The 19435-nt window shown below is 62.0% G+C and carries 16 protein-coding genes and 1 riboswitch; of the genes, 15 read left to right on the top strand and 1 reads right to left on the bottom strand.

What is annotated here, in order from left to right:
* The first annotated feature begins 101 nt into the window (after positions 1-101).
* From fadB to B9Z51_RS17385, 10 genes are all read left to right on the top strand, one after another.
* Complete coding sequence (gene fadB / locus B9Z51_RS17430; protein WP_108376438.1) at positions 102-2255, top strand: fatty acid oxidation complex subunit alpha FadB; 2154 nt, start codon at positions 102-104, stop codon at positions 2253-2255.
* An 18-nt stretch (positions 2256-2273) separates the two neighbouring features.
* A complete protein-coding gene (locus B9Z51_RS17425; protein ID WP_108376437.1) occupies positions 2274-3056 on the top strand; it encodes an SDR family NAD(P)-dependent oxidoreductase in 783 nt (260 codons plus the stop codon).
* 118 nt (positions 3057-3174) lie between these two features.
* Complete coding sequence (locus tag B9Z51_RS17420; RefSeq protein ID WP_108376436.1) at positions 3175-4353, top strand: acetyl-CoA C-acetyltransferase; 1179 nt, start codon at positions 3175-3177, stop codon at positions 4351-4353.
* On the top strand, positions 4353-5153 hold the full coding sequence (locus B9Z51_RS17415) for an ABC transporter ATP-binding protein (RefSeq protein ID WP_108285651.1): 801 nt from the start codon (positions 4353-4355) through the stop codon (positions 5151-5153). Before B9Z51_RS17420 ends, B9Z51_RS17415 begins: the two co-directional genes overlap by 1 nt.
* Before the next feature lie 82 nt (positions 5154-5235).
* Positions 5236-5952, top strand: coding sequence for an ABC transporter ATP-binding protein (locus tag B9Z51_RS17410; RefSeq protein WP_108285652.1), 717 nt, complete (start codon positions 5236-5238; stop codon positions 5950-5952).
* A gap of 11 nt (positions 5953-5963) precedes the next feature.
* Positions 5964-6836: a branched-chain amino acid ABC transporter permease gene (locus B9Z51_RS17405; RefSeq protein WP_108285653.1), complete on the top strand. Its 873-nt coding sequence runs from the start codon at positions 5964-5966 to the stop codon at positions 6834-6836.
* Between the two features lie 3 nt (positions 6837-6839).
* Positions 6840-7847 carry a branched-chain amino acid ABC transporter permease gene (locus tag B9Z51_RS17400; protein ID WP_108376435.1) on the top strand — a complete coding sequence of 336 codons (1008 nt, stop codon included), beginning with the start codon at positions 6840-6842 and terminating at the stop codon, positions 7845-7847.
* 15 nt (positions 7848-7862) lie between these two features.
* Complete coding sequence (locus tag B9Z51_RS17395) at positions 7863-8663, top strand: enoyl-CoA hydratase-related protein (protein ID WP_108376434.1); 801 nt, start codon at positions 7863-7865, stop codon at positions 8661-8663.
* 140 nt (positions 8664-8803) lie between these two features.
* Positions 8804-10030: an ABC transporter substrate-binding protein gene (locus B9Z51_RS17390; protein WP_108376433.1), complete on the top strand. Its 1227-nt coding sequence runs from the start codon at positions 8804-8806 to the stop codon at positions 10028-10030.
* 63 nt (positions 10031-10093) lie between these two features.
* Positions 10094-11734, top strand: coding sequence for a 3-(methylthio)propionyl-CoA ligase (locus B9Z51_RS17385; RefSeq protein WP_108376432.1), 1641 nt, complete (start codon positions 10094-10096; stop codon positions 11732-11734).
* Between the two features lie 143 nt (positions 11735-11877).
* Here B9Z51_RS17385 and B9Z51_RS17380 read toward each other — a convergent pair whose 3' ends face one another.
* Entirely contained in the window at positions 11878-12621 is a 744-nt protein-coding gene (locus B9Z51_RS17380) for a tyrosine-protein phosphatase (protein WP_108285658.1), read from the bottom strand.
* A gap of 112 nt (positions 12622-12733) precedes the next feature.
* Positions 12734-12821: riboswitch (S-adenosyl-L-homocysteine riboswitch) on the top strand.
* A gap of 55 nt (positions 12822-12876) precedes the next feature.
* Here B9Z51_RS17380 and metH point away from each other — a divergent pair.
* The 5 genes from metH to B9Z51_RS17355 all read left to right on the top strand — a co-directional run bounded on the left by metH (position 12877) and on the right by B9Z51_RS17355 (position 19409).
* The gene (gene metH / locus B9Z51_RS17375) at positions 12877-15588 is read left to right on the top strand and encodes a methionine synthase (protein WP_108376431.1); all 2712 of its coding nucleotides are present in this window, start codon (positions 12877-12879) and stop codon (positions 15586-15588) included.
* Between the two features lie 164 nt (positions 15589-15752).
* Positions 15753-17033, top strand: a complete 1281-nt coding sequence (locus tag B9Z51_RS17370; RefSeq protein ID WP_108376430.1) for an ABC transporter substrate-binding protein — start codon at positions 15753-15755, stop codon at positions 17031-17033.
* Between the two features lie 80 nt (positions 17034-17113).
* A complete protein-coding gene (locus tag B9Z51_RS17365; RefSeq protein ID WP_108376429.1) occupies positions 17114-17833 on the top strand; it encodes an ABC transporter ATP-binding protein in 720 nt (239 codons plus the stop codon).
* The gene (locus B9Z51_RS17360) at positions 17830-18522 is read left to right on the top strand and encodes an ABC transporter ATP-binding protein (RefSeq protein ID WP_108376428.1); all 693 of its coding nucleotides are present in this window, start codon (positions 17830-17832) and stop codon (positions 18520-18522) included. Before B9Z51_RS17365 ends, B9Z51_RS17360 begins: the two co-directional genes overlap by 4 nt.
* A complete protein-coding gene (locus B9Z51_RS17355; protein ID WP_199227580.1) occupies positions 18522-19409 on the top strand; it encodes a branched-chain amino acid ABC transporter permease in 888 nt (295 codons plus the stop codon). The genes B9Z51_RS17360 and B9Z51_RS17355 overlap by 1 nt, the downstream gene beginning before the upstream one ends.
* The last annotated feature ends 26 nt before the right edge of the window (positions 19410-19435 follow it).

The following is a 19435-nucleotide window of genomic DNA, read 5'->3' as shown; positions in this document are numbered from 1 at the left end:
CAAGACCAGCCCTGATTTCGTCGCTTCAGACGATGCGACGCAAGGGGCAGCTTTTTAGACTGAATCGAAGGCGGTACCGTGCCGCCATCAGGAGAGTTTCAGTGTTTCAAGGCCAAAGTATCCGAGTTGTTCCGCTGGCCGAGGCCGGGGTGTTTGAGCTGCTGTTTGACCGCCAAGGCGAGTCGATCAACAAGCTCGACGACCGCACCGTGAACGAGTTGCGCCAGGCGACCCAGGCGCTGGCGGCCCAGCCGGGCCTCAAGGGCGTGCTGGTCACCAGCACCAAAGACGTGTTCATCGTGGGCGCTGACATCACCGAGTTCGGTGCCAAGTTCAGCCAGTCAGCGGCGCAGATCACCGCCGGTGTGGCCCACAGCAACGAGGTGTTTGTCGCGTTTGAAGACCTGCCCGTGCCCACCGTGGTGGCGATCAATGGCTTTGCGCTGGGCGGCGGGTTGGAGATGGCGGTGTCGGGGAGCCTGCGCGTCATGTCCACCACGGCGCAGGTGGGTGTGCCCGAGGTCAAGCTGGGCTTGTTCCCGGGCTTTGGCGGCACGGTGCGTTTGTCGCGCCTGGCGGGCGTGGCTTCGGCCATGGACTGGGTGGCCAGCGGCAAACCCCAAAAGGCCCCCGCTGCGCTGGCCGCCGGGGTGGTGGACGACACGGCCCCACCCGAACAACTGCGCGAACGCGCCCTGGACTGGCTGCGCCGCGCCATGCAAGGCGAGGTGGACTGGTCAGCGCGCCAGCAGCGCAAGCGAGAGCCCGTGGCCATGGCTGCGAGCGAGGTGCAGGCGGTGAGCGCCGCCCAGTTGGACAGCTTGGCACGCACCGGCGCGCCGCACCAACCTGCGGCCCGCATGGCGGTGGAGATGATGGCCGAGGCTGCTTTGCGTGACCGCGCAGGGGCGCTGGCGCTGGAGGCTAAAGCCTTTGGCGAGGTGGCACGCACTCAGGCGGCGGTGGCCATGGTGCAGACCTTTTTGAACGACCAGGCGGTCAAGAAAATCGCCAAGCGCCACGCCAAAGCAGGCCGTCCCGTGCAGCGTGCGGCCGTATTGGGCGCGGGCATCATGGGTGGGGGTATTGCCTACACCAGCGCGCTCAAGGGCGTGCCGGTGCGCATGAAAGACATCCAGCAAAGCGGGCTCGATCAAGGCATGAATGAAGCGGGCAAGCTGCTGCAGCGCCAGGTCAAGGCAGGCCGCATGGACGCGGCCAAGGCCGACAAGGTGCTGGCCTCGATCACCCCGCAGCTGGGCTTGGAAGGGTTTGACCAAGTTGACTGCGTCGTCGAAGCCATTGTCGAGAACCTGGCCGTCAAGAAAACCGTGCTGGCCGATCTGGAAGGGCACCTGGCCGTAGACACCGTGATCGCGTCCAACACCTCCAGCCTGCGCATCGACGACATGGCCGCGGCCCTGAAGCACCCCGGGCGATTTGTGGGCATGCACTTTTTCAACCCGGTGCATGTGATGCCGCTGGTCGAAGTGGTGCAGGGCAGCCACACGCAGCCCGAGGCCTTGTCTACCGCCGTGGGCTACGCGGCCGCCATGGGCAAGGTGCCCATCGTGGTCAAGGACTGCCCGGGCTTTTTGGTCAACCGCATCCTGACGGCCTACATGCGCGGCTTTTTGGAACTGGTGCGTGACGGCGCGGACTTTGTGAAGGTCGATCAGGTGATGGAAGCCTTTGGCTGGCCCATGGGTCCGGCCTACCTCGAAGACGTGGTGGGCATGGACACGGGCAGCCATGTGAGCGATGTGATCTCGGCCGGTTACCCCGAGCGCATGCCGCGCCTGGAACACGACGCCTTGCGCCTGATGGCCAGCCAGGGTCGCTTTGGCCAGAAAAACGGCATCGGCTTTTACCGCTACGAAGTCGACCCCACCGGCAAACCCCGCCGCAGCCCCGCACCCGACAGCCACGCGCTGCTGGCGTCCATCCAGCCGCAGGGCGTCAAAGACTTCAGCGCGCAAGACATCCAGGACCGCATGATGCTGCCGCTGCTCGTCGAAGCCGCGCACGCGCTCGAAGACGGCGTGGTCGGCAGCGCCGCCGAGCTGGACATGGCCATGCTGCTGGGCATCGGCTTTCCGGCCTACGCGGGCGGCCCACTCAAATACGCCGACTGGCTGGGCCTTCCAGAAGTGGTGGCCCGCTGCGAACGCTGGCAACACCTGGGCGCGGCTTACGCCCCCACCGCCCGCATGCGCGAGATGGCCGCCACAGGCCAGCGTTATTACCCCGTTTGAACATCAGGAGACACATCCATGAAACTCGATTCACAAGTGACAGCCGTCATCACCGGCGGAGCCTCGGGCCTGGGCGCCGCCACAGCCCGGCAACTGGCCAGCCATGGCGTCAAGGTGGCCTTGTTTGACCTGAACGAGGTGCAGGGCGAAGCCCTGGCACAAGAGTTGGGGGGTGTCTTCTGCAAAGTCGATGTGACCTCCGAAGAGCAGGTCGATGCCGGGTTTGCCAAAGCGCGTGCGGCGCTGGGCCAGGAGCGCATCCTGGTCAACTGCGCAGGCACGGGCAACGCCATCAAGACCGCCAGCCGCGACAAGGCCACGGGCGAAATCCGGTCCTTCCCCACCGCGAACTTTGACCGCATCATCCAGGTCAACCTGGTGGGCACTTTCCGCTGCATCGCCAAGTCGGCCGCAGGCATGCTGACCCTCACGCCCCAAGACGATGGCGAGCGTGGCGTGATCATCAACACCGCCTCGGTCGCGGCCCAAGACGGCCAGATGGGCCAGGCCAGCTACTCGGCCAGCAAGGCGGGCATTGTGGGCATGACGCTGCCCATTGCCCGCGACCTGATGGGCGACGGCATCCGCGTCAACACCATCTTGCCCGGCATCTTCAACACCCCGTTGCTGCAAGCCGCGCCCGACAACGTCAAGGCCGCGCTCGCCGCGACGGTGCCTTTCCCCAAACGCCTGGGCGAGCCCCACGAATACGCCCACCTTGCAGAAACCCTGATCACCAACCGCTACCTCAACGGCGAATGCATCCGCATCGACGGGGCCATCCGCATGGCACCGCGCTGAGCTGCGCACCGCGCTTTCTGTTAGCCCGTTTCGCCCAAAATCGTCTGTTCTGACGATGTGGGTGGGCGGGGGTGGACACCAGAATGACCTTCATTGGCTAACTTTCGGGGAACACAACATGTCTGAAGCATTCATCGTCGCCGCCACCCGCACCGCAGGCGGGCGTCGGGGCGGGCGCCTGTCCGGCTGGCACCCGGTGGATCTGGCGGCGCAGGTTCTGAACGACCTGGTGGACCGCACCGAGGCCGATCCGGCGCTGATCGAGGACGTGTTCATGGGTTGCGTGAGCCAGGTGGGCGAGCAATCCACCAACGTGGCGCGCAATGCGGTGCTGGCCTCGCGCCTGCCCGAGTCGGTGCCCGGCACCTCGATTGACCGGCAGTGCGGCTCGTCGCAACAGGCGGTGCACTTTGCGGCGCAGGCCGTCATGTCGGGTGCGATGGACATCGTGATCGCAGCGGGCGTCGAGTCCATGACGCGGGTGCCCATGTTCAGTCCCTCGTCGCTGGCCTCCAAGGCGGGCATGGGTTCTTACCAAAGTGATTTGGTCAACCAGCGTTACAACAACGTGGCCTTCAGCCAGTTTGTGGGCGCCGAGATGATGGCCCGCAAATACGGTCTGAGCAAAGACGAGCTGGACCGTTACGCCTTACTGAGCCACCAGCGCGCCTTGGCCGCGACCCAGGCGGGCGCATTCAAGAACGAAATTTTGCCCGTGGCGGTGCGCACCGCAGACGGCGGCGCAACGGGTGAGATGCACAGCGCTGACGAGGGCATCCGCGCCGAAGCGTCGCTGGAGAGCATCCAGAGTGTCAAGCTGCTGCAAGAAGGCGGTGTCATTACTGCCGCCAATGCCAGCCAGATTTGCGACGGCGCTACAGGCGTGATGATCGTCAACGAGCGCGGCCTGAAAGCCCTGGGCGTGCAGCCCCTGGCCCGCATCCACCACATGACCATGATCGGCCACGACCCGGTCATCATGCTCGAAGCCCCCATCCCCGCCACCGAACGGGCCCTGAAAAAAGCGGGCATGAAGATCGACGACATCGACCTCTACGAAGTCAACGAAGCCTTTGCCTCGGTGCCGCTGGCTTGGCTCAAGGCGCTGGGGGCCGACCCGGCGCGCCTGAACGTCAACGGCGGCGCGATCGCGCTGGGCCACCCGCTGGGTGCTTCGGGCACCAAGCTCATGACCACCCTCGTGCACGCGCTGGCTCAGCGGGGCAAGCGCTACGGCCTGCAAACCATGTGCGAAGGCGGCGGCATGGCCAATGTGACCATCATCGAGCGTCTGTGATGCACAGCAGCGCGCCTGAATCCGGCCAGCCCCTGCTCAGCATCTCAGGTGTCACAGTCCGCTTTGGCGGCATCGTGGCCCTGGACGGGGTGTCGTTCGACGTGAATCGGGGTGAGATTTGTGCCCTGATCGGCCCCAACGGCGCGGGCAAAAGCACCTTGTTCAATTGCCTTTCGCGCCTGTATGTGTGCGACAGCGGCACCATCGCCTGGAACGGTCAAGCGCTCAACCAGTTGCCGCGTCACCGCATGGCCGGTCTGGGCATCGGACGCACCTTCCAGAACTTGGCGCTGTTCAAAACCATGACGGTGCGTGAAAACGTGCTCGTTGGCAGCCACAGCCAGCACCATGCGGGCTTTTTGCGCAATGCGTTTCGCCTGCCCGGTGTGGCGCAAGTGGAAGCGCAAGCGGCGGCCAAGGCCGATGAGCTGATCGAATTTTTGGGCCTGCAGGCCGAGGCCCACCGTGTGGTGGGCGACTTGCCTTTTGGCACGCAAAAGCGGGTGGAGTTGGCACGTGCCCTGGCCTCGCAGCCGCAGTTGTTGCTGCTCGACGAGCCCGCTTGCGGCTTGAACCACGAAGAACTGCACAGCCTGGGCGAGATGATCCGCGACATCCGTGACCGCCTGAAGGTCACGGTGCTGCTGGTGGAGCACCACATGGGCCTGGTCATGGGCATTTCGGACCGGGTGGTGGCGCTCAACTTTGGCAAGAAGATCGCCGAGGGCACGCCTGCGCAGGTGCGCCAGCACCCCGAGGTGATCCGTGCCTACTTGGGCGAATCAGAGGAAGAACAATGAACCCCCACGTTCGTCACTGCGTGTACGCACTGCCCCCCGAGGGGGCCCTGTCCACCTTGGGACGGCCCGGCGGAGGACAGCCATGAGCACGCTGCTGGAAGTGCGCGACCTGCATGCGCGTTATGGCAACACCCAAGTGCTGCACGGGCTGAACCTGGACGTGGCCGAGGGCCAGGTCACGGCCTTGCTGGGTGCCAACGGCGCGGGCAAGACCACCACCTTGCGGGCGCTGTGCCAGTTGATGGTGCAGACCACCGGCAGCATCACCCTCGACGGCGTGGCCTTGAACAGCCGCAACACCGAACAGATTGCCCGCCTGGGTGTGGGCCATGTGCCCGATGGGCGCGGCACCTTCATGGCGCTGACCACCGAAGAAAACCTGCGCCTGGGCGCGTTCAGCCGCGCCAGCCGAGAGGGGCAAGCCGAAGACATGGACAAGGTCTACGGCTACTTTCCTCGCCTGCGTGAACGGGCCAGCCAGCAGGCGGGCACCTTGTCGGGCGGCGAGCAACAGATGCTGGCGATTGGCCGCGCTCTGATGGGTCGGCCTCGCTTGCTGTTGCTCGACGAACCCTCGTTTGGTTTGGCACCGCTCGTGGTCAAGGACATCTTTGCCATCATGCGGCGCATCAACCAAGAGCAAAAGGTGTCCATCTTGTTGGTGGAACAAAACGCCAAGCTGGCGCTGGACATTGCAGACACCGCCTACCTGTTGGAGACCGGCCGCGTGGTGCTGCACGGCCCGTCGAGTGACATGCGCAGCAACGATGCGGTGCGCCGCGCCTATCTGGGCGAATAAGGGATTGACCGATGAATGAATTGCTGCACCAAACACTCTCCGGTCTGGCCACGGGCGGTATTTATGCCAGTGTGGCGCTGGCCCTGGTGATGATTTACCAGGCGACGCACCACATCAACTTCGCGCAAGGCGAGATGGCCATGTTCTCCACCTTTCTGGCCTGGATGCTGCTGGACGCGGGGCTGCCGTATTGGGGGGCTTTTGCGCTGACGGTGGTGCTGTCTTTTGTGCTGGCCGCGGCCATCGAGTTTGCCGTGATCCGGCCCATGCACAGCGCGCCCGAGTTGTCGGTGGTGGTGGTCTTCATCGGTTTGCTGGTGATCTTCCACAGCCTGGCGGGCTGGCTGTTTGGCTACACCATCAAGACCTTCCCCAGTCCTTTTCCGGCGGGGGCTTGGTATGGCTCGCAGCTCATGTCGGCACACGAGGTGGGGGCCATTTTTGTGGCGCTGGTCATGGTGGCTCTGTTGTTCTCATTTTTCCGCTTCACGCCCCTGGGCTTGGCCATGCGGGCGGCAGCGCAAAACGCCAACTCGTCGCGCCTGGTGGGCATCTCGGTCGGGCGCATGCTGATGCTGGGCTGGGGCCTGGCCGGCGCCATTGGTGCCGTGGCCGGGATGATGGTGGCCCCGGTGGTGTTTCTGGACCCCAACATGATGACCGGCGTCTTGCTCTACGCGTTTGCGGGCGCCTTGATCGGCGGCATCGACAACCCGGTGGGCGCGGTGCTGGGCGGCTTCATTGTGGGCGTGCTGGAAAACCTGATGGGCAGCTATGTGGTGGGCACCGAGCTCAAACTGACGGTGGCGCTGGTGCTGATCGTGGGGGTGCTGATCGTGCGGCCCTCGGGCCTGCTGGGCAAAAAAATTGTGACGAGGGTCTGAACCATGAAACCGAGTGCGACCCTGAACGCCTCTTTGCCGACGGCCGTTGCCGGTTTGTCGGAGCGCACCGTCAAAGCCGGTTTGCTGGTGCTGCTGATTCTGGCCGTGGGCCTGGCCTTTGTGGCCAAGGGCTACCAGCTGTTTCAGGCCACCATGGTGGTGGCCTATGCGATCGCGCTGGTGGGCCTGAACATGCTGACCGGCTACAACGGTCAGATTTCGCTGGGTCACGGGGCCTTCTTTGCGCTGGGGGCCTATGTCACCGGCATCCTGATGGAACATGCCGATGTGCCCTACTGGGCCACGGTGCCTGCCGCAGCGGTGGTGTGCCTGTTGATCGGTTATCTGTTTGGCCGACCTGCGCTCAAGCTCGAAGGCTTGTACCTTGCGCTGGCCACTTTTGCGCTCGGTGTGGCCATGCCGCAGCTGCTCAAATACAAACACCTCGAAGCCTGGACCGGTGGCGTGCAAGGCATTGTGTTGATGAAGCCTGATGCGCCTTGGGGCCTGCCACTCACGCAAGACCAATGGCTGTACCTGTTTGCCCTGGCGGTGGCGGTGGTGATGTTCTGGATCGCGCACAACCTGCTGCAAAGCGGCACGGGCCGGGCCATGCGGGCCATCCGCGACCACGCCATGGCGGCCGAAGCCATGGGCGTTGACAACCGGCACTACAAGTCCATGACCTTTGGCGTGTCGGCTGCTTACACCGGCGTAGGCGGCGCCCTGTCGGCGATTGCGGTGCAGTTTGTCTCGCCCGACTCGTTCACGCTGTTCCTGTCGATCTCTTTGCTGGTGGGCATTGTGGTGGGCGGTGTGGGCACGCTCTGGGGTGCTTTGTATGGGGCCATCTTCATCATGTTTGTGCCCAACCTGGCCGAAAAAGTGTCCAAGGCCGCGCCTTGGGCGGTGTATGGCGTGGTGCTGATCTTGCTGATGTTTGTCATGCCCGGCGGCGTGGTGGGTCTGCTGCGCAAGCTGCAGGCCTGGCGGGCTGCCCGAAGCCACTGATTTGTTGGAGACACCATGGCCGATGACCACCCTATCCTGCTGGAGCGCCAAGGCGATGTGGCTTGGCTCAAGCTGAACATTCCGCAACGCTTGAACCCTTTGGCGCAGCCGCTGCAAGTGGCGATGCGTGAGCAATTGGCAGTCCTGCGTGAAGACCGCTCGGTGCGGGCATTGGTCATCACCGGCATGGGCAAGGCCTTTTGCGTGGGGGCCGATTTGGGCAGCATGCGCCCACCTTCTGACCAAAGCCTGGGCGAGCAAACGGCCGACGCCATGGAGGCGCTGTCCAACCGCCTGATCGAAGACATCCGCAGCCTGCCGTTTCCGGTGGTGAGCGCGGTCAACGGCCCCTGCGCAGGCGCAGGTGTGGGCGTGGCGCTGGCGGCAGACATTGTGGTCGCGGCGCAGTCGGCTTACTTTTATTTGCCCTTCATGCCGCGCTTGGGCATCGTGCCGGACCTGGGCAGCACCTGGTTTTTGCAGCGCTCGGCAGGGCGTGCCCGTGCCGTGGGCCTGAGCTTGCTGGGCGAGCGCCTGCCGGCCAAACAGGCGCTGGACTGGGGCTTGATCTGGGCTTGCGTGGAAGACGCCGAACTGGCGGAGCAGGCCCAGGCCTTGGCGCAGCGTCTGGCGCAACTGCCCGCCCATGCAGCGCATGAAATCCGGCGCACCTACGACCACGCCGAGAGTGCCAGCTTGCAAGAGCAGTTGCACTATGAGGCCTCGCGCCAGCGCGAGCTGATCGACCGGCCTGAATTTGCCGAAGGCGTGAGCGCCTTCCTCGAAAAACGCGAGCCCAAGTTCCCGCCACGCTGAAGCCTTTGCAATATCGTCAGTTCCGACGATGCCCCCAAGTGGTCAGGTTTCTACGATGCAAGTGACGCACAAAGCACGAGGCCTTCGGCGGCGGTGTTTCAGCGCCTGATTCAGTTCAATCACAACGACCAGGAGACAACATGTCCAAATCTTTTGATGCCGGTCTGCGCCGGTCCCTCAAACTCGGTGCCGGCATGTTGCTGGCCAGCGCTTTCCCTTTGGTGTCGCATGCCCAGAAAAAATACGACCCGGGTGCCAGCGACACCGAAATCAAGCTGGGCAACCTGAACCCGTATTCCGGCCCCGCTTCGGCCTACGGCACTGTTGGCAAAGCCATGCAGGCTTACTTTGACAAGGTCAATGCCACAGGGGGCATCAATGGCCGCAAGATCAACTTCATGACGCTCGACGATGCCTACAACCCGGCCAAGTCTGTGGAGCAGACCCGCAAGCTGGTCGAGCAAGACGAAGTGCTGCTCATGTTTGGTTCGCTGGGCACGGCGCAAAACATCGCGGTGCAGCGTTACCTCAACGCCAAAAAAATCCCCCAGTTGTTCATCAACACCGGGGCCACCCGTTTTGGCGACCCCAAGGCCAACCCCTGGACCATGGGCTGGCAGCCCACTTACCAGGCCGAAGGCCGCTTGTATGCCAAGCACATTTTGCAGACCAAGCCCAACGCCAAAATCGGCGTGCTCATGCAAAACGACGACTTCGGTAAGGACTACATGAAAGGCCTGCTCGATGGTCTGGGCGACAAGGCCAAGACCATGGTCACCCAGCACCTGACCTACGAGGTGAGCGATCCCACCATCGACAGCCAGATGGTGACGCTCAAGTCGGCCGGTGTGGATGTGTTTGTCAGCATCACCACCCCCAAATTTGCAGCGCAGGCCATCCGCAAATCGGCCGAAATCGGTTTCAAGCCCACCCAGTACTTGGTGAGCGTGTCGCAGTCGGCCAGTTCTGTGCTCAAGCCTGCCGGGCTTGAAAACGCCGTAGGCATCATCTCTTCAACCTACTTGCTGACCCCCTTGGATCCAGCAGCTGCTGGCAACAAAGATGTCGCTGAATACGCGGCCACGATGAAACAGTACTACCCCTCGGGCGATCCTGAAGACACACTCAATGCCAATGGCTATTCGACCGCCGCGACCATGGTGCAGGTGCTGCGCATGGCGGGCGACAACCTCACCCGTGAAAACATCATGAAGCAGGCGGCCAACCTGAACTTCACGCCACCCATGCTGTACCCCGGCATTGACATCAAGACTGCACCCGACGATTTCTTCCCCATCCAGAAGAAGGCGTTGCAGCGCTTCAACGGCAAGGTTTACGAAACCATCTTGCCGGCAACGGCCGGTTAAGGCCTCCTTGGACGGGAAGCCCTTGTGGTCTTCCCGCCTTGATCAAAACTCCAGGAGACCTTTATGTTGCAAGGCCTGATGCAAGACCGCCCGCTGCTCATTTCTTCACTGATCGAGCACGCAGCCACGTTTCACCCGGACACCGAAATCGTGTCGCGCTTGCCCGAAGGGAGTGTGCACCGCACCACCTGGAAGGGCGTCTGCACCTTGTCCCGGCAAGTGGCTCAGGCCATGCAGGTGCTGGGGGTCAAGCAGGGGGACCGTGTCGGGACCTTGGCCTGGAACTCCTACCGACACCTGGCGCTGTACTACGGCGTGTCGGGCTGCGGCGCGGTGTTGCACACGGTCAACCCGCGCTTGTTTCCTGAGCAGGTGGACTACATCGTCAACCATGCCGAAGATCAGGTGCTGTTTTTTGACCTGACCTTTGCGCCACTGGTGGCGCAGCTGGCACCCTCGCTCAAGACCGTCAAGACTTTTGTGGCCATGACCGACAAGGCGCACATGCCCGACATCGGCGTACCCAATGTGCTGTGCTTTGACGACCTGATGGCTTCGCAAAGCAGCGAGTACACCTGGCCCGAATTCGACGAACGCAGTGCGTCTTCGCTGTGCTACACCTCGGGCACCACGGGCAACCCCAAAGGCGTTTTGTATTCGCACCGCTCCACACTGCTGCACACGCTGATGGAGTTGGCCCCCGACACCTTTGGCGTCAGCTCGACGGAAACCTTGCTCTTGATCGTGCCGATGTTCCATGCCAATGCCTGGGGCATGCCGTATGCCGCGGCCATGGTAGGAGCCAAGTTGGTGCTGCCTGGCCCGCACTTGGACGGTGAGAGCGTTTACAACTTGATGAAGCAGGAGCGGGTGACGTTCTCGCAAGGCGTGCCCACGGTGTGGATGATGCTGTTCCAGTACCTGGACGCGAACCCGCACCTGGACCCCAAATCGCTGGGTGTCAAGCGCATCGGCATTGGCGGCGCAGCAGTGGCGCGTGGCATGCTCGAGCGCTTCGAAAACCAGTTCGGTGCCGAAGTGGTGCAAGGCTGGGGCATGACCGAGACCAGCCCGATTGGTGTGATCAGCAAGCTGCTGCTCAAGCACGCGAATGTCCCTGCCGAAGACCTGATCAAGACCAAGCTCAAGCAAGGCCGTGGCGTCTGGGGCGTGGACTTGAAGATCGTCGATGAAAATGGCCAAGCCCTGCCCTGGGACGGCGTGGCTTTTGGGCACCTGCATGTGCGCGGCCCGTGGATTGCCAGTGGGTATTACCGACGCGAGGGGGGTGAGGTGCTCGACGACGAGGGTTACTTCCCCACGGGTGACGTGGCCACCATCGACCCCGACGGTTACCTGCAACTGGTGGACCGCGCCAAGGACGTGATCAAGTCTGGCGGCGAATGGATTTCATCGATCGATGTGGAAAACACCACCAACTCGCACCCCGGAGTGGCCGAATCGGCGGTGATCGGGGTGGCGCATCCCAAGTGGCAAGAGCGCCCGCTCTTGCTGGTGGTGCGCCGTGCAGGTGCGCAGGTTGAGGCCAAAGAGCTGCTCGATTACCTGTCGACGCGCATTGCCAAATGGTGGCTGCCCGACGACGTCGTGTTTGTTGACGCCTTGCCGCACACGGCTACGGGCAAACTGCTCAAGACCAAGCTGCGTGAACAGTTCCGGGATCACCGCTTGCCTACGGCTTGATCTTTAGAACTGGCGATAAAGACGGGGTCTGCAAGCAAGAGGGCAAGAAGCCCTGTCTTTTTTACAGGAGGCCGCCGCTGCGGCCGAATGCGTGCGGTGGCAAGGCGACCTTTCGCGAGCAGGGGCTCGCTCCCACCAAAGAATCAATCTTCCAGCAGCATGCGCTGCAATTCGTCCACTTCCTGTGGTGACAGCCCAATCGCCCCGTGCAAATAGTCCGTCATGCCCCCGTGCTGCGCGTCCACCGCTTCAAACGCCGCCTGCAAAAACTCGGGCTGCACCTGCCAGAGCACCTTCATCACATGCGGATGGCCCTTGCCTTCCAGGCTCGGGTCGCGGCGGTAGAGTTGGTTGGTCAACAGATAGTCATGCTCAATGGTGGCACGGTCCACACCCAGCGCTGACAGCACCAGCGCCGCCGCAAAACCCGTGCGGTCTTTGCCCGCTGTGCAGTGAAACACCTGCGGTGTGGGCTGCTCCAGCAAGTGCTTCATGAACCGCCCATACGTGCCCGCGTTGTGGTTCACAAAATCCCGGTAGGTTTCGCGCATCAGCTCCACCGTTTCTTCGGTGGTGGGCACAATACCTTGCGCCACCAGCGCTTGCATGCGGGCGATCACCGTGGGCTCGATCGTCAGGGCCACGCGCTCAACGCCCGGAATGTCATAAGGCGTGACCGTGTATTCCGCCACCCCCCGAAAGTCCAGACTGTGGCTCACCCCCAAGGCCTGCAAACGCGCCACATCGGCATCGCTCAGCCCCGCCAGATGGTCCGAGCGAAACACCTGCCCACGCCGCACGCGCCGACCGTCTGCGGTCAGGTAACCGCCCAGATCGCGGAAGTTGGAAGCGCCTTGGAGGGCGAATGGGTTGGATGCGAGGGTCATGGTGTCTTCAATGTCGATGCCTCATTGTGCGGTTTTCAAACCTTCAAACCTGTCATCTTGGTGCAAATAGGGTTTCGGGGCTCCCTTTCAGGCGTCCGGTTAAAATCCACCCTTCCCCAAGGAGCGTTGCAGCCCGCCGCCTTACAGGCGCAGCAGGTCAGGCTTGGGGCTTGTCCATTGCACAACGACGCTCACCTGTAAGCCCAAGGTGAGCCTGTGTCTGTTGTCGCGCCCGAAATCGTGTCTGTTCCCCCTATGAAGTTGTCCGGTCTGGAGCCTGTCTCCATCGGCACCGGCTCCCTGTTCGTCAACGTGGGCGAGCGCACCAACGTGACCGGCTCCAAAGCCTTTGCCCGCATGATCCTGAACGGCGAGTACGAGCAGGCTTTGGCTGTGGCGCGTCAGCAGGTCGAAAACGGTGCGCAGGTGATTGACGTGAACATGGACGAAGCCATGCTCGACAGCCAGGCGGCCATGGTGCGGTTTTTGAACCTGATGGCCGGTGAGCCCGACATCGCCCGCGTGCCGGTGATGGTGGACTCGTCCAAATGGACGGTGATCGAAGCCGGTCTGCGCTGCATCCAGGGCAAGGGCATCGTCAACTCGATCAGCATGAAAGAGGGCTTGGACGAATTCAAGCGCCAAGCCAAGCTGGTCAAGCGCTATGGTGCGGCCGCCGTGGTGATGGCGTTTGACGAGAAAGGCCAGGCCGACACTTACGAACGCAAGATCGAGATTTGCGAGCGCGCTTACCGCGTGCTGGTGGACGAGGTGGACTTCCCTCCCGAAGACATCATTTTTGACCCCAACATTTTTGCGATTGCCACCGGCATCGAAGAGCACAACAACTACGCGGTGGACTTCATCAACGCCACGCGCTGGATCAAGCAGAACCTGCCGGGTGCCAAGGTCTCGGGCGGCGTGTCCAACGTCAGTTTTTCATTCCGGGGCAACGACCCGGTGCGCGAGGCCATCCACACCGTGTTCCTGTACCACGCGATCCAAGCGGGCATGGACATGGGCATCGTCAACGCGGGCATGGTCGGTGTGTACGACGATCTGGAGCCCATGCTGCGCGAGCGGGTGGAAGACGTGGTGCTCAATCGCCGCGCTGATGCGGGCGAGCGTTTGGTCGAAGTGGCCGACAGCGCCAAGGGCGCAGCCAAAGACGAAAGCACCAAGCTGGCCTGGCGCGGAACGCCTGATGCACCTGTGGGCGTGGCGCAGCGCTTGAGTCATTCACTGGTGCACGGCATCACCGACTTCATCAGCGACGACACCGAAGAGGCCTACCAAGAGATTCTGGCCAAGGGCGGTCGCCCGCTGCATGTGATCGAAGGCCCGTTGATGGACGGCATGAACGTGGTCGGTGACCTGTTTGGCCAGGGCAAGATGTTCTTGCCGCAGGTGGTGAAGAGCGCCCGCGTGATGAAGCAGGCCGTGGCGCATTTGCTGCCCTACATCGAGGCCGAAAAAGCCGAGCAACAAGCGGCTGGTGAAGATGTGAAAGCCAAAGGCAAGATGGTGATTGCCACCGTCAAGGGCGATGTGCATGACATCGGCAAAAACATCGTCACGGTGGTCTTGCAGTGCAACAACTACGAAGTGGTGAACATGGGCGTCATGGTGCCCTGCCATGAAATCCTGGCCAAAGCCAAAGAAGAAAACGCCGACATCATTGGCCTGTCGGGCCTGATCACGCCCAGCTTGGAAGAGATGCAGTACGTGGCGGCGGAGATGGAAAAAGACCCCTACTTCCGCGAGCGCCAGATGCCGTTGCTGATCGGCGGCGCCACCTGCAGCCGCGTGCACACCGCCGTCAAGATCGCGCCCAACTACAGCGGTCCGGTGGTCTATGTGCCTGACGCCTCGCGCAGCGTGGGCGTGGCGCAGGGCTTGTTGTCCGAGCAAGCGGCCAAGTTCATCGCCGACTTGAACACCGACTACGACAAGGTGCGTGAGCAGCACGCCAACAAAAAGCAAACCCCCATGTGGACGCTGGCGCAGGCCCGCGCCAACAAGACGCCCATCGATTGGTCGCAGGGCGTGCCCGCTGCGCCCAAATTCATTGGTCGGCGCGTGTTCAAAAACTACGACCTGGCCGAGATCGCGCAGTACATCGACTGGGGACCGTTCTTCCAGACCTGGGATTTGGCGGGGCCTTTCCCTGCCATCCTGGATGACGAAATCGTGGGCGAGCAGGCACGCAAGGTGTATGCCGACGGCCAGGCCATGCTGCAAAAAATCATCGACGGCCGCTGGGTCACGGCCAACGCTGTGATGGGCCTGTACCCCGCCAACAGCGTGGATGACGACGACATCGCCCTCTACACGGACGAGACTCGCCAGCAGGTCGCCATGACCTGGCGCGGCCTGCGTCAGCAGACCGAAAAACACATGATCGATGGGGTCATGCGCCCCAGCCGGTGTCTCGCCGACTTCGTCGCGCCGCAAGGCACAGCGCCAGACCATGTGGGCGTGTTCGCCGTCACCGCAGGCATTGGGGCCGACAAACGCGCAGAGGCCTTTGAAGCCGCGCACGACGACTACAGCGCCATCATGCTCAAGTCACTGGCCGACCGCCTGGCCGAAGCCTTGGCCGAGTGCCTGCACCGCAAAGTGCGCACCGACTTGTGGGGCTACGCCGCAGGCGAAGCGCTGACAAGCGAAGAACTGATCGCCGAAAAATACCAAGGCATCCGCCCCGCACCCGGCTACCCCGCCTGCCCCGACCACAGCGCCAAACAAGCCATGTTTGACCTGCTGCAATGCCAAGACATTGGCATGGGCCTGACCGAAAGTCTGGCCATGACGCCAGCGGCCAGCGTGAGCGGTTTTTACATCGCCCACCCCGAGGCGCAGTATTTCAACGTCGGCAAAGTGGGCGATGACCAGGTGCAAGACCTCGCGCAGCGCAGCGGCGTGCAAGTCAAAGACCTGCAGCGATTGCTGGCCCCCAATCTGTAAAAGCACACCCGTGCCATAGTCACTAGGGTTAGCCCTTGGTTCATTTGAACCACTGGGGCAGACCCGGGGTGGTGCATGTGTTGGATAGGCAAGTCATGTCGGCATGCCTAAAGTCCCTCTCAGTCACGCAATGTTGCGTGGCTTGTCACATTTTGAGGGACACCATGAAACCACAACGCCATCCATTGACCCGCCGCGCGCTGGGTCTGACGTGTATCGCTGCTGCAGCGTGGCTCAGCACCACCGGTGCATGGGCTCAAGCCAAACCCATTGTGATCGGCCTGCCGATTGCCCAAAGCGGACCGGCCGGTGTTGCCGATCACGCCGATTACCTGAACGGTGCCAAACTGGCCACCAAGGAAATCAACGCGGCAGGGGGTGTCAATGGTCGTCCGATTGAGCTCAAAGTGTTTGACATCGACATCATGACGCCCGAGGGTACGCAAGCGACTTTCCGCAAAATGGCCGATGCCAAGGTCCAGGCGATTGCTTCGCCCTTTGTGCTGATTCCTACCCCTGCGATGGAAGCGGTTTCGCGTTACAAGGCACCTTACCTGCATGGCAATACGCAGCAAGCTTCGCTGGACCTCGTGAAGGCCAATCCAGCCAAGTACGGTCATATTTTCCAGATCGACCCTTCCGAAACTTTCTATGGTGCTGGTCTGCCCGCTTTCCTGGAGCAGTTGCAAACCAGCGGCAGCTGGAAACCCACCAACAACAAGGTTCACATCATCCGTGAGCAGATCGCCTACACCCAGACGATCTCCAAAGCCGCAGAAGAGGCCCTCAAGTCCAGCAAGTTTGAACTCGCCAAAATCACCGATATCCAGTTCCCCGTCCAAGACTGGGGCCCTGTGTTGCAAGACATCCGCAAGACTGGCGCCGGGGTGGTCATGGTCAACCATTGGGTCGCTGCGGAGTTGGCCGCATTTGCCAAGCAGTTTGCCGCCAACCCTTTGCCGGGTGCCCTGGTGTATTTGCAATACGGTCCGTCTCAACCCGAATTTTTGAACCTCGCAGGCAAAGCCGCAGAGGGCTTCATTTGGGGCACGGTGTATGGCGCCTATGCAGACAAACAGGGGCAGGCTTTCCGCGATGCCTATCGCAAAGAGTACTTGTCCAAAGGCGGTGTGATGGGTTTGGTCTATACCGGTGGCGGCTACGACACGGTCAAGCTCCTGGCGCAAAACTGGAAGAGTGCTGACCCCGACAACTTTGAAGCGGTGAACGCGGGCTTGCGCAAATTGACCTACCGGGGTGTGAACGGTTTTTACCGATTTGACAATCCACAGCAAGCGCCCAAGCACTACCCCATGGAAGTCAAAGATCAGGAGCAAGGCATCGCGCATTTGTTCTTCCAGGTGCAAAACGGCGAACACAAGATCATTGCCCCGGGCACCTTGAAACAAGCCAGCTTCAAACCCGCCCCCTGGATGAGCAAATAAACGCCTGGCCCCGTGGAAGACACAGGGCTGGAGTGCACCATCGGTGCCCATTTTCACTGTGCTCTTCTTCGGGACACGCCATGATATTTTTTTGTGACAACATCCACATGCGCTTTGGTGCCCGCACCGTCTTGCAAGGCATCTCGCTGGGCGTGCGGCCCGGTGAGGTGCTGGGCGTTGTGGGCCCCAACGGTGCGGGCAAGACCACCTTGTTTGAAATCCTTTCCGGGCGCACCCTGCCCACACAAGGCAAGGTCACGTTTGAGGGGCGGGACGTCACCGCCTTGCCATTGCACCAGCGCGCGCGGCTGGGCTTGGCGCGCACTTACCAGTCTCCGGTGGTGCCAGAGCAGCTCAGTGTGGAGCAGGTGCTCAAAGCGGCGCGGCAGGCCTATGCGCCCTACCTGACGTCGCACCATGCGCAATGGGCCTGCGAGCAAGTGGGCCTGTCGGTGCCAATGGCGCAAAGCGCAGGCGCCCTGGAAACCCTGAACCGCCGAAAACTCTTGCTCGCTTGTCTGTTGATGCGCAGGCCCAAGGTGTTGTTGATGGACGAACCTGCTGCGGGTCTTTTGGGGGCTGAAGTGGACGAGATCGACAACATCCTGCGTTACCTGGCGCAACAGTTGGGGGTGGCCATCATGCTGGTGGAGCATCGGCTGGAGCTGCTGGCGGCGATTGCCGAACGTGTGGTGGTGCTCGATGGGGGTGAATTGATTGCTGAAGACAAACCGCATCGCGTGTTCTCGCACCCGCGTGTACGCGCCGCATATTTTGAAACCCATGCGGAGGCTTCATGAATACAACCCCGGCTGAAGTGTTGCAGGTGAGTCAGTTGTCGGCCGGATATGGCCCTTTGACGGTGCTGCACGATTTGGACTTGACGGTTTACGCGGGTGAGCGCATTGGCCTGGTGGGTCTTAACGGTCACGGCAAGTCCACCTTGTTTCGGGCCATCTCGGGCTTGACCGACTGGCAGCGTGGCTCCATCAAGTTGCGCGGCCAGGAAGTGGGCGGTATACGCACCCAAGGTCCGGGGCGCCACACACACCGCATCGTGCGATTGGGGCTGGCCCACATGCCGCAAGGAGATGCCATCTTTCCAGGGCTGACCGTGGCGCAGCATCTCGATTGCGGCGCCTATACCCGTCAGGCTTGGCGCGAGCGCGTGCAACGACGCGACGCATTGCTCGACATCTTTCCACCACTCAAGCCATTGCTGCAATCTCCGGTGGGCACGCTCTCTGGTGGCGAGCGTCGCATGGTTTCCCTGGCCCGGGGTTTGATGGCGGATGCGGTGTTGTTTCTGGTGGATGAGCCCTCTTTGGGGCTGGCGCCCAAAATCAGCCGCTCCGTGATGGACGCGCTGATGCGCATCGATCTGCGTCAAGGCGCCATGGTGATCGCAGAACAAAACATGTCACTGCTCGAAGGCCGTTGCACCCGCATTCTGGGCATGCATGCGGGTAATTTGAAGGGGAGCGCGTGATGCCTGATGTGGACTTGTCTTTTGTGTTGCTGTCGGCACTCACCTTGGCCTCGATCTATGGCTTGCTGGCGCTGGGGGTGTCGATCATCTGGTCAAGTTTGGGCATGCTCAACATGGCCCATGGTCTGACCTTTACCGTGGCAGGTTACGGCGCTGCACTGGCCGCTACCCTGATCAGCGACAGTGGACCGGTGGTTTTGGCTGCGGGCATGGTGGCGGGCATGCTCAGTGGCATGTTCATTGGTGCTGTGGCCTTCATTCCTTTGCATGACAAGCCCCATTTTGTGGTGCGCAGTTTGATCGCCACATTGGCGCTGAGCTTGTTGGGCAGTCAGGTGCTTTTGTGGGTGTTTGGACCCAACGCACGAAGCTTGCCACCCCTGTTTGGTACTGATGCGGTGGAGCTGTTTGGCATGACGTTGTTGCCCGACAAACTCGGTGCGATTGGGGTGGCATCGGGCTTGATGTTGGCCACCCTGTGGTGGATGAAACGCAGTCGCACGGGCCTTGAAATTCGCGCCATGATGCAAAACCCAGAAGGTGCGGCCTTGGTGGGCATTGGCCTGCGCAGCACGGCCATGGCGGTGATGGCCGTCACAGGTGCATTGGCGGGCTTGGCCGCAGTGCTGCTGTCGCAAACCTATTTTGTCAGCCCCTTTTCGGGGACCACGCCCCTTGTCAAAGGCTTGATCGTGGCGTTGTGCGGTGGACTGGGCAGCATCCCTGGTGCGTTGCTGGCGGCCACATTGATCGGCACGCTGGAAGCCTTTACCGGGGCCTTGCTCGGTGGCCAGTATGTGCTCATGACGCAATTCATTTTTGTGATCGCTGTCTTGATCGTGCGTCCGCGTGGCATTGCAGGACTGCTGGACCACACACGCGAATAAGCGCAACACGCGTCAAGGATCAGGAA

The sequence above is a fragment of the Limnohabitans sp. T6-5 genome, from assembly GCF_003063315.1.
Classification (GTDB): Bacteria; Pseudomonadota; Gammaproteobacteria; order Burkholderiales; family Burkholderiaceae_C; genus Limnohabitans_A.
This window is presented reverse-complemented; position numbering and strand designations above follow the sequence as displayed.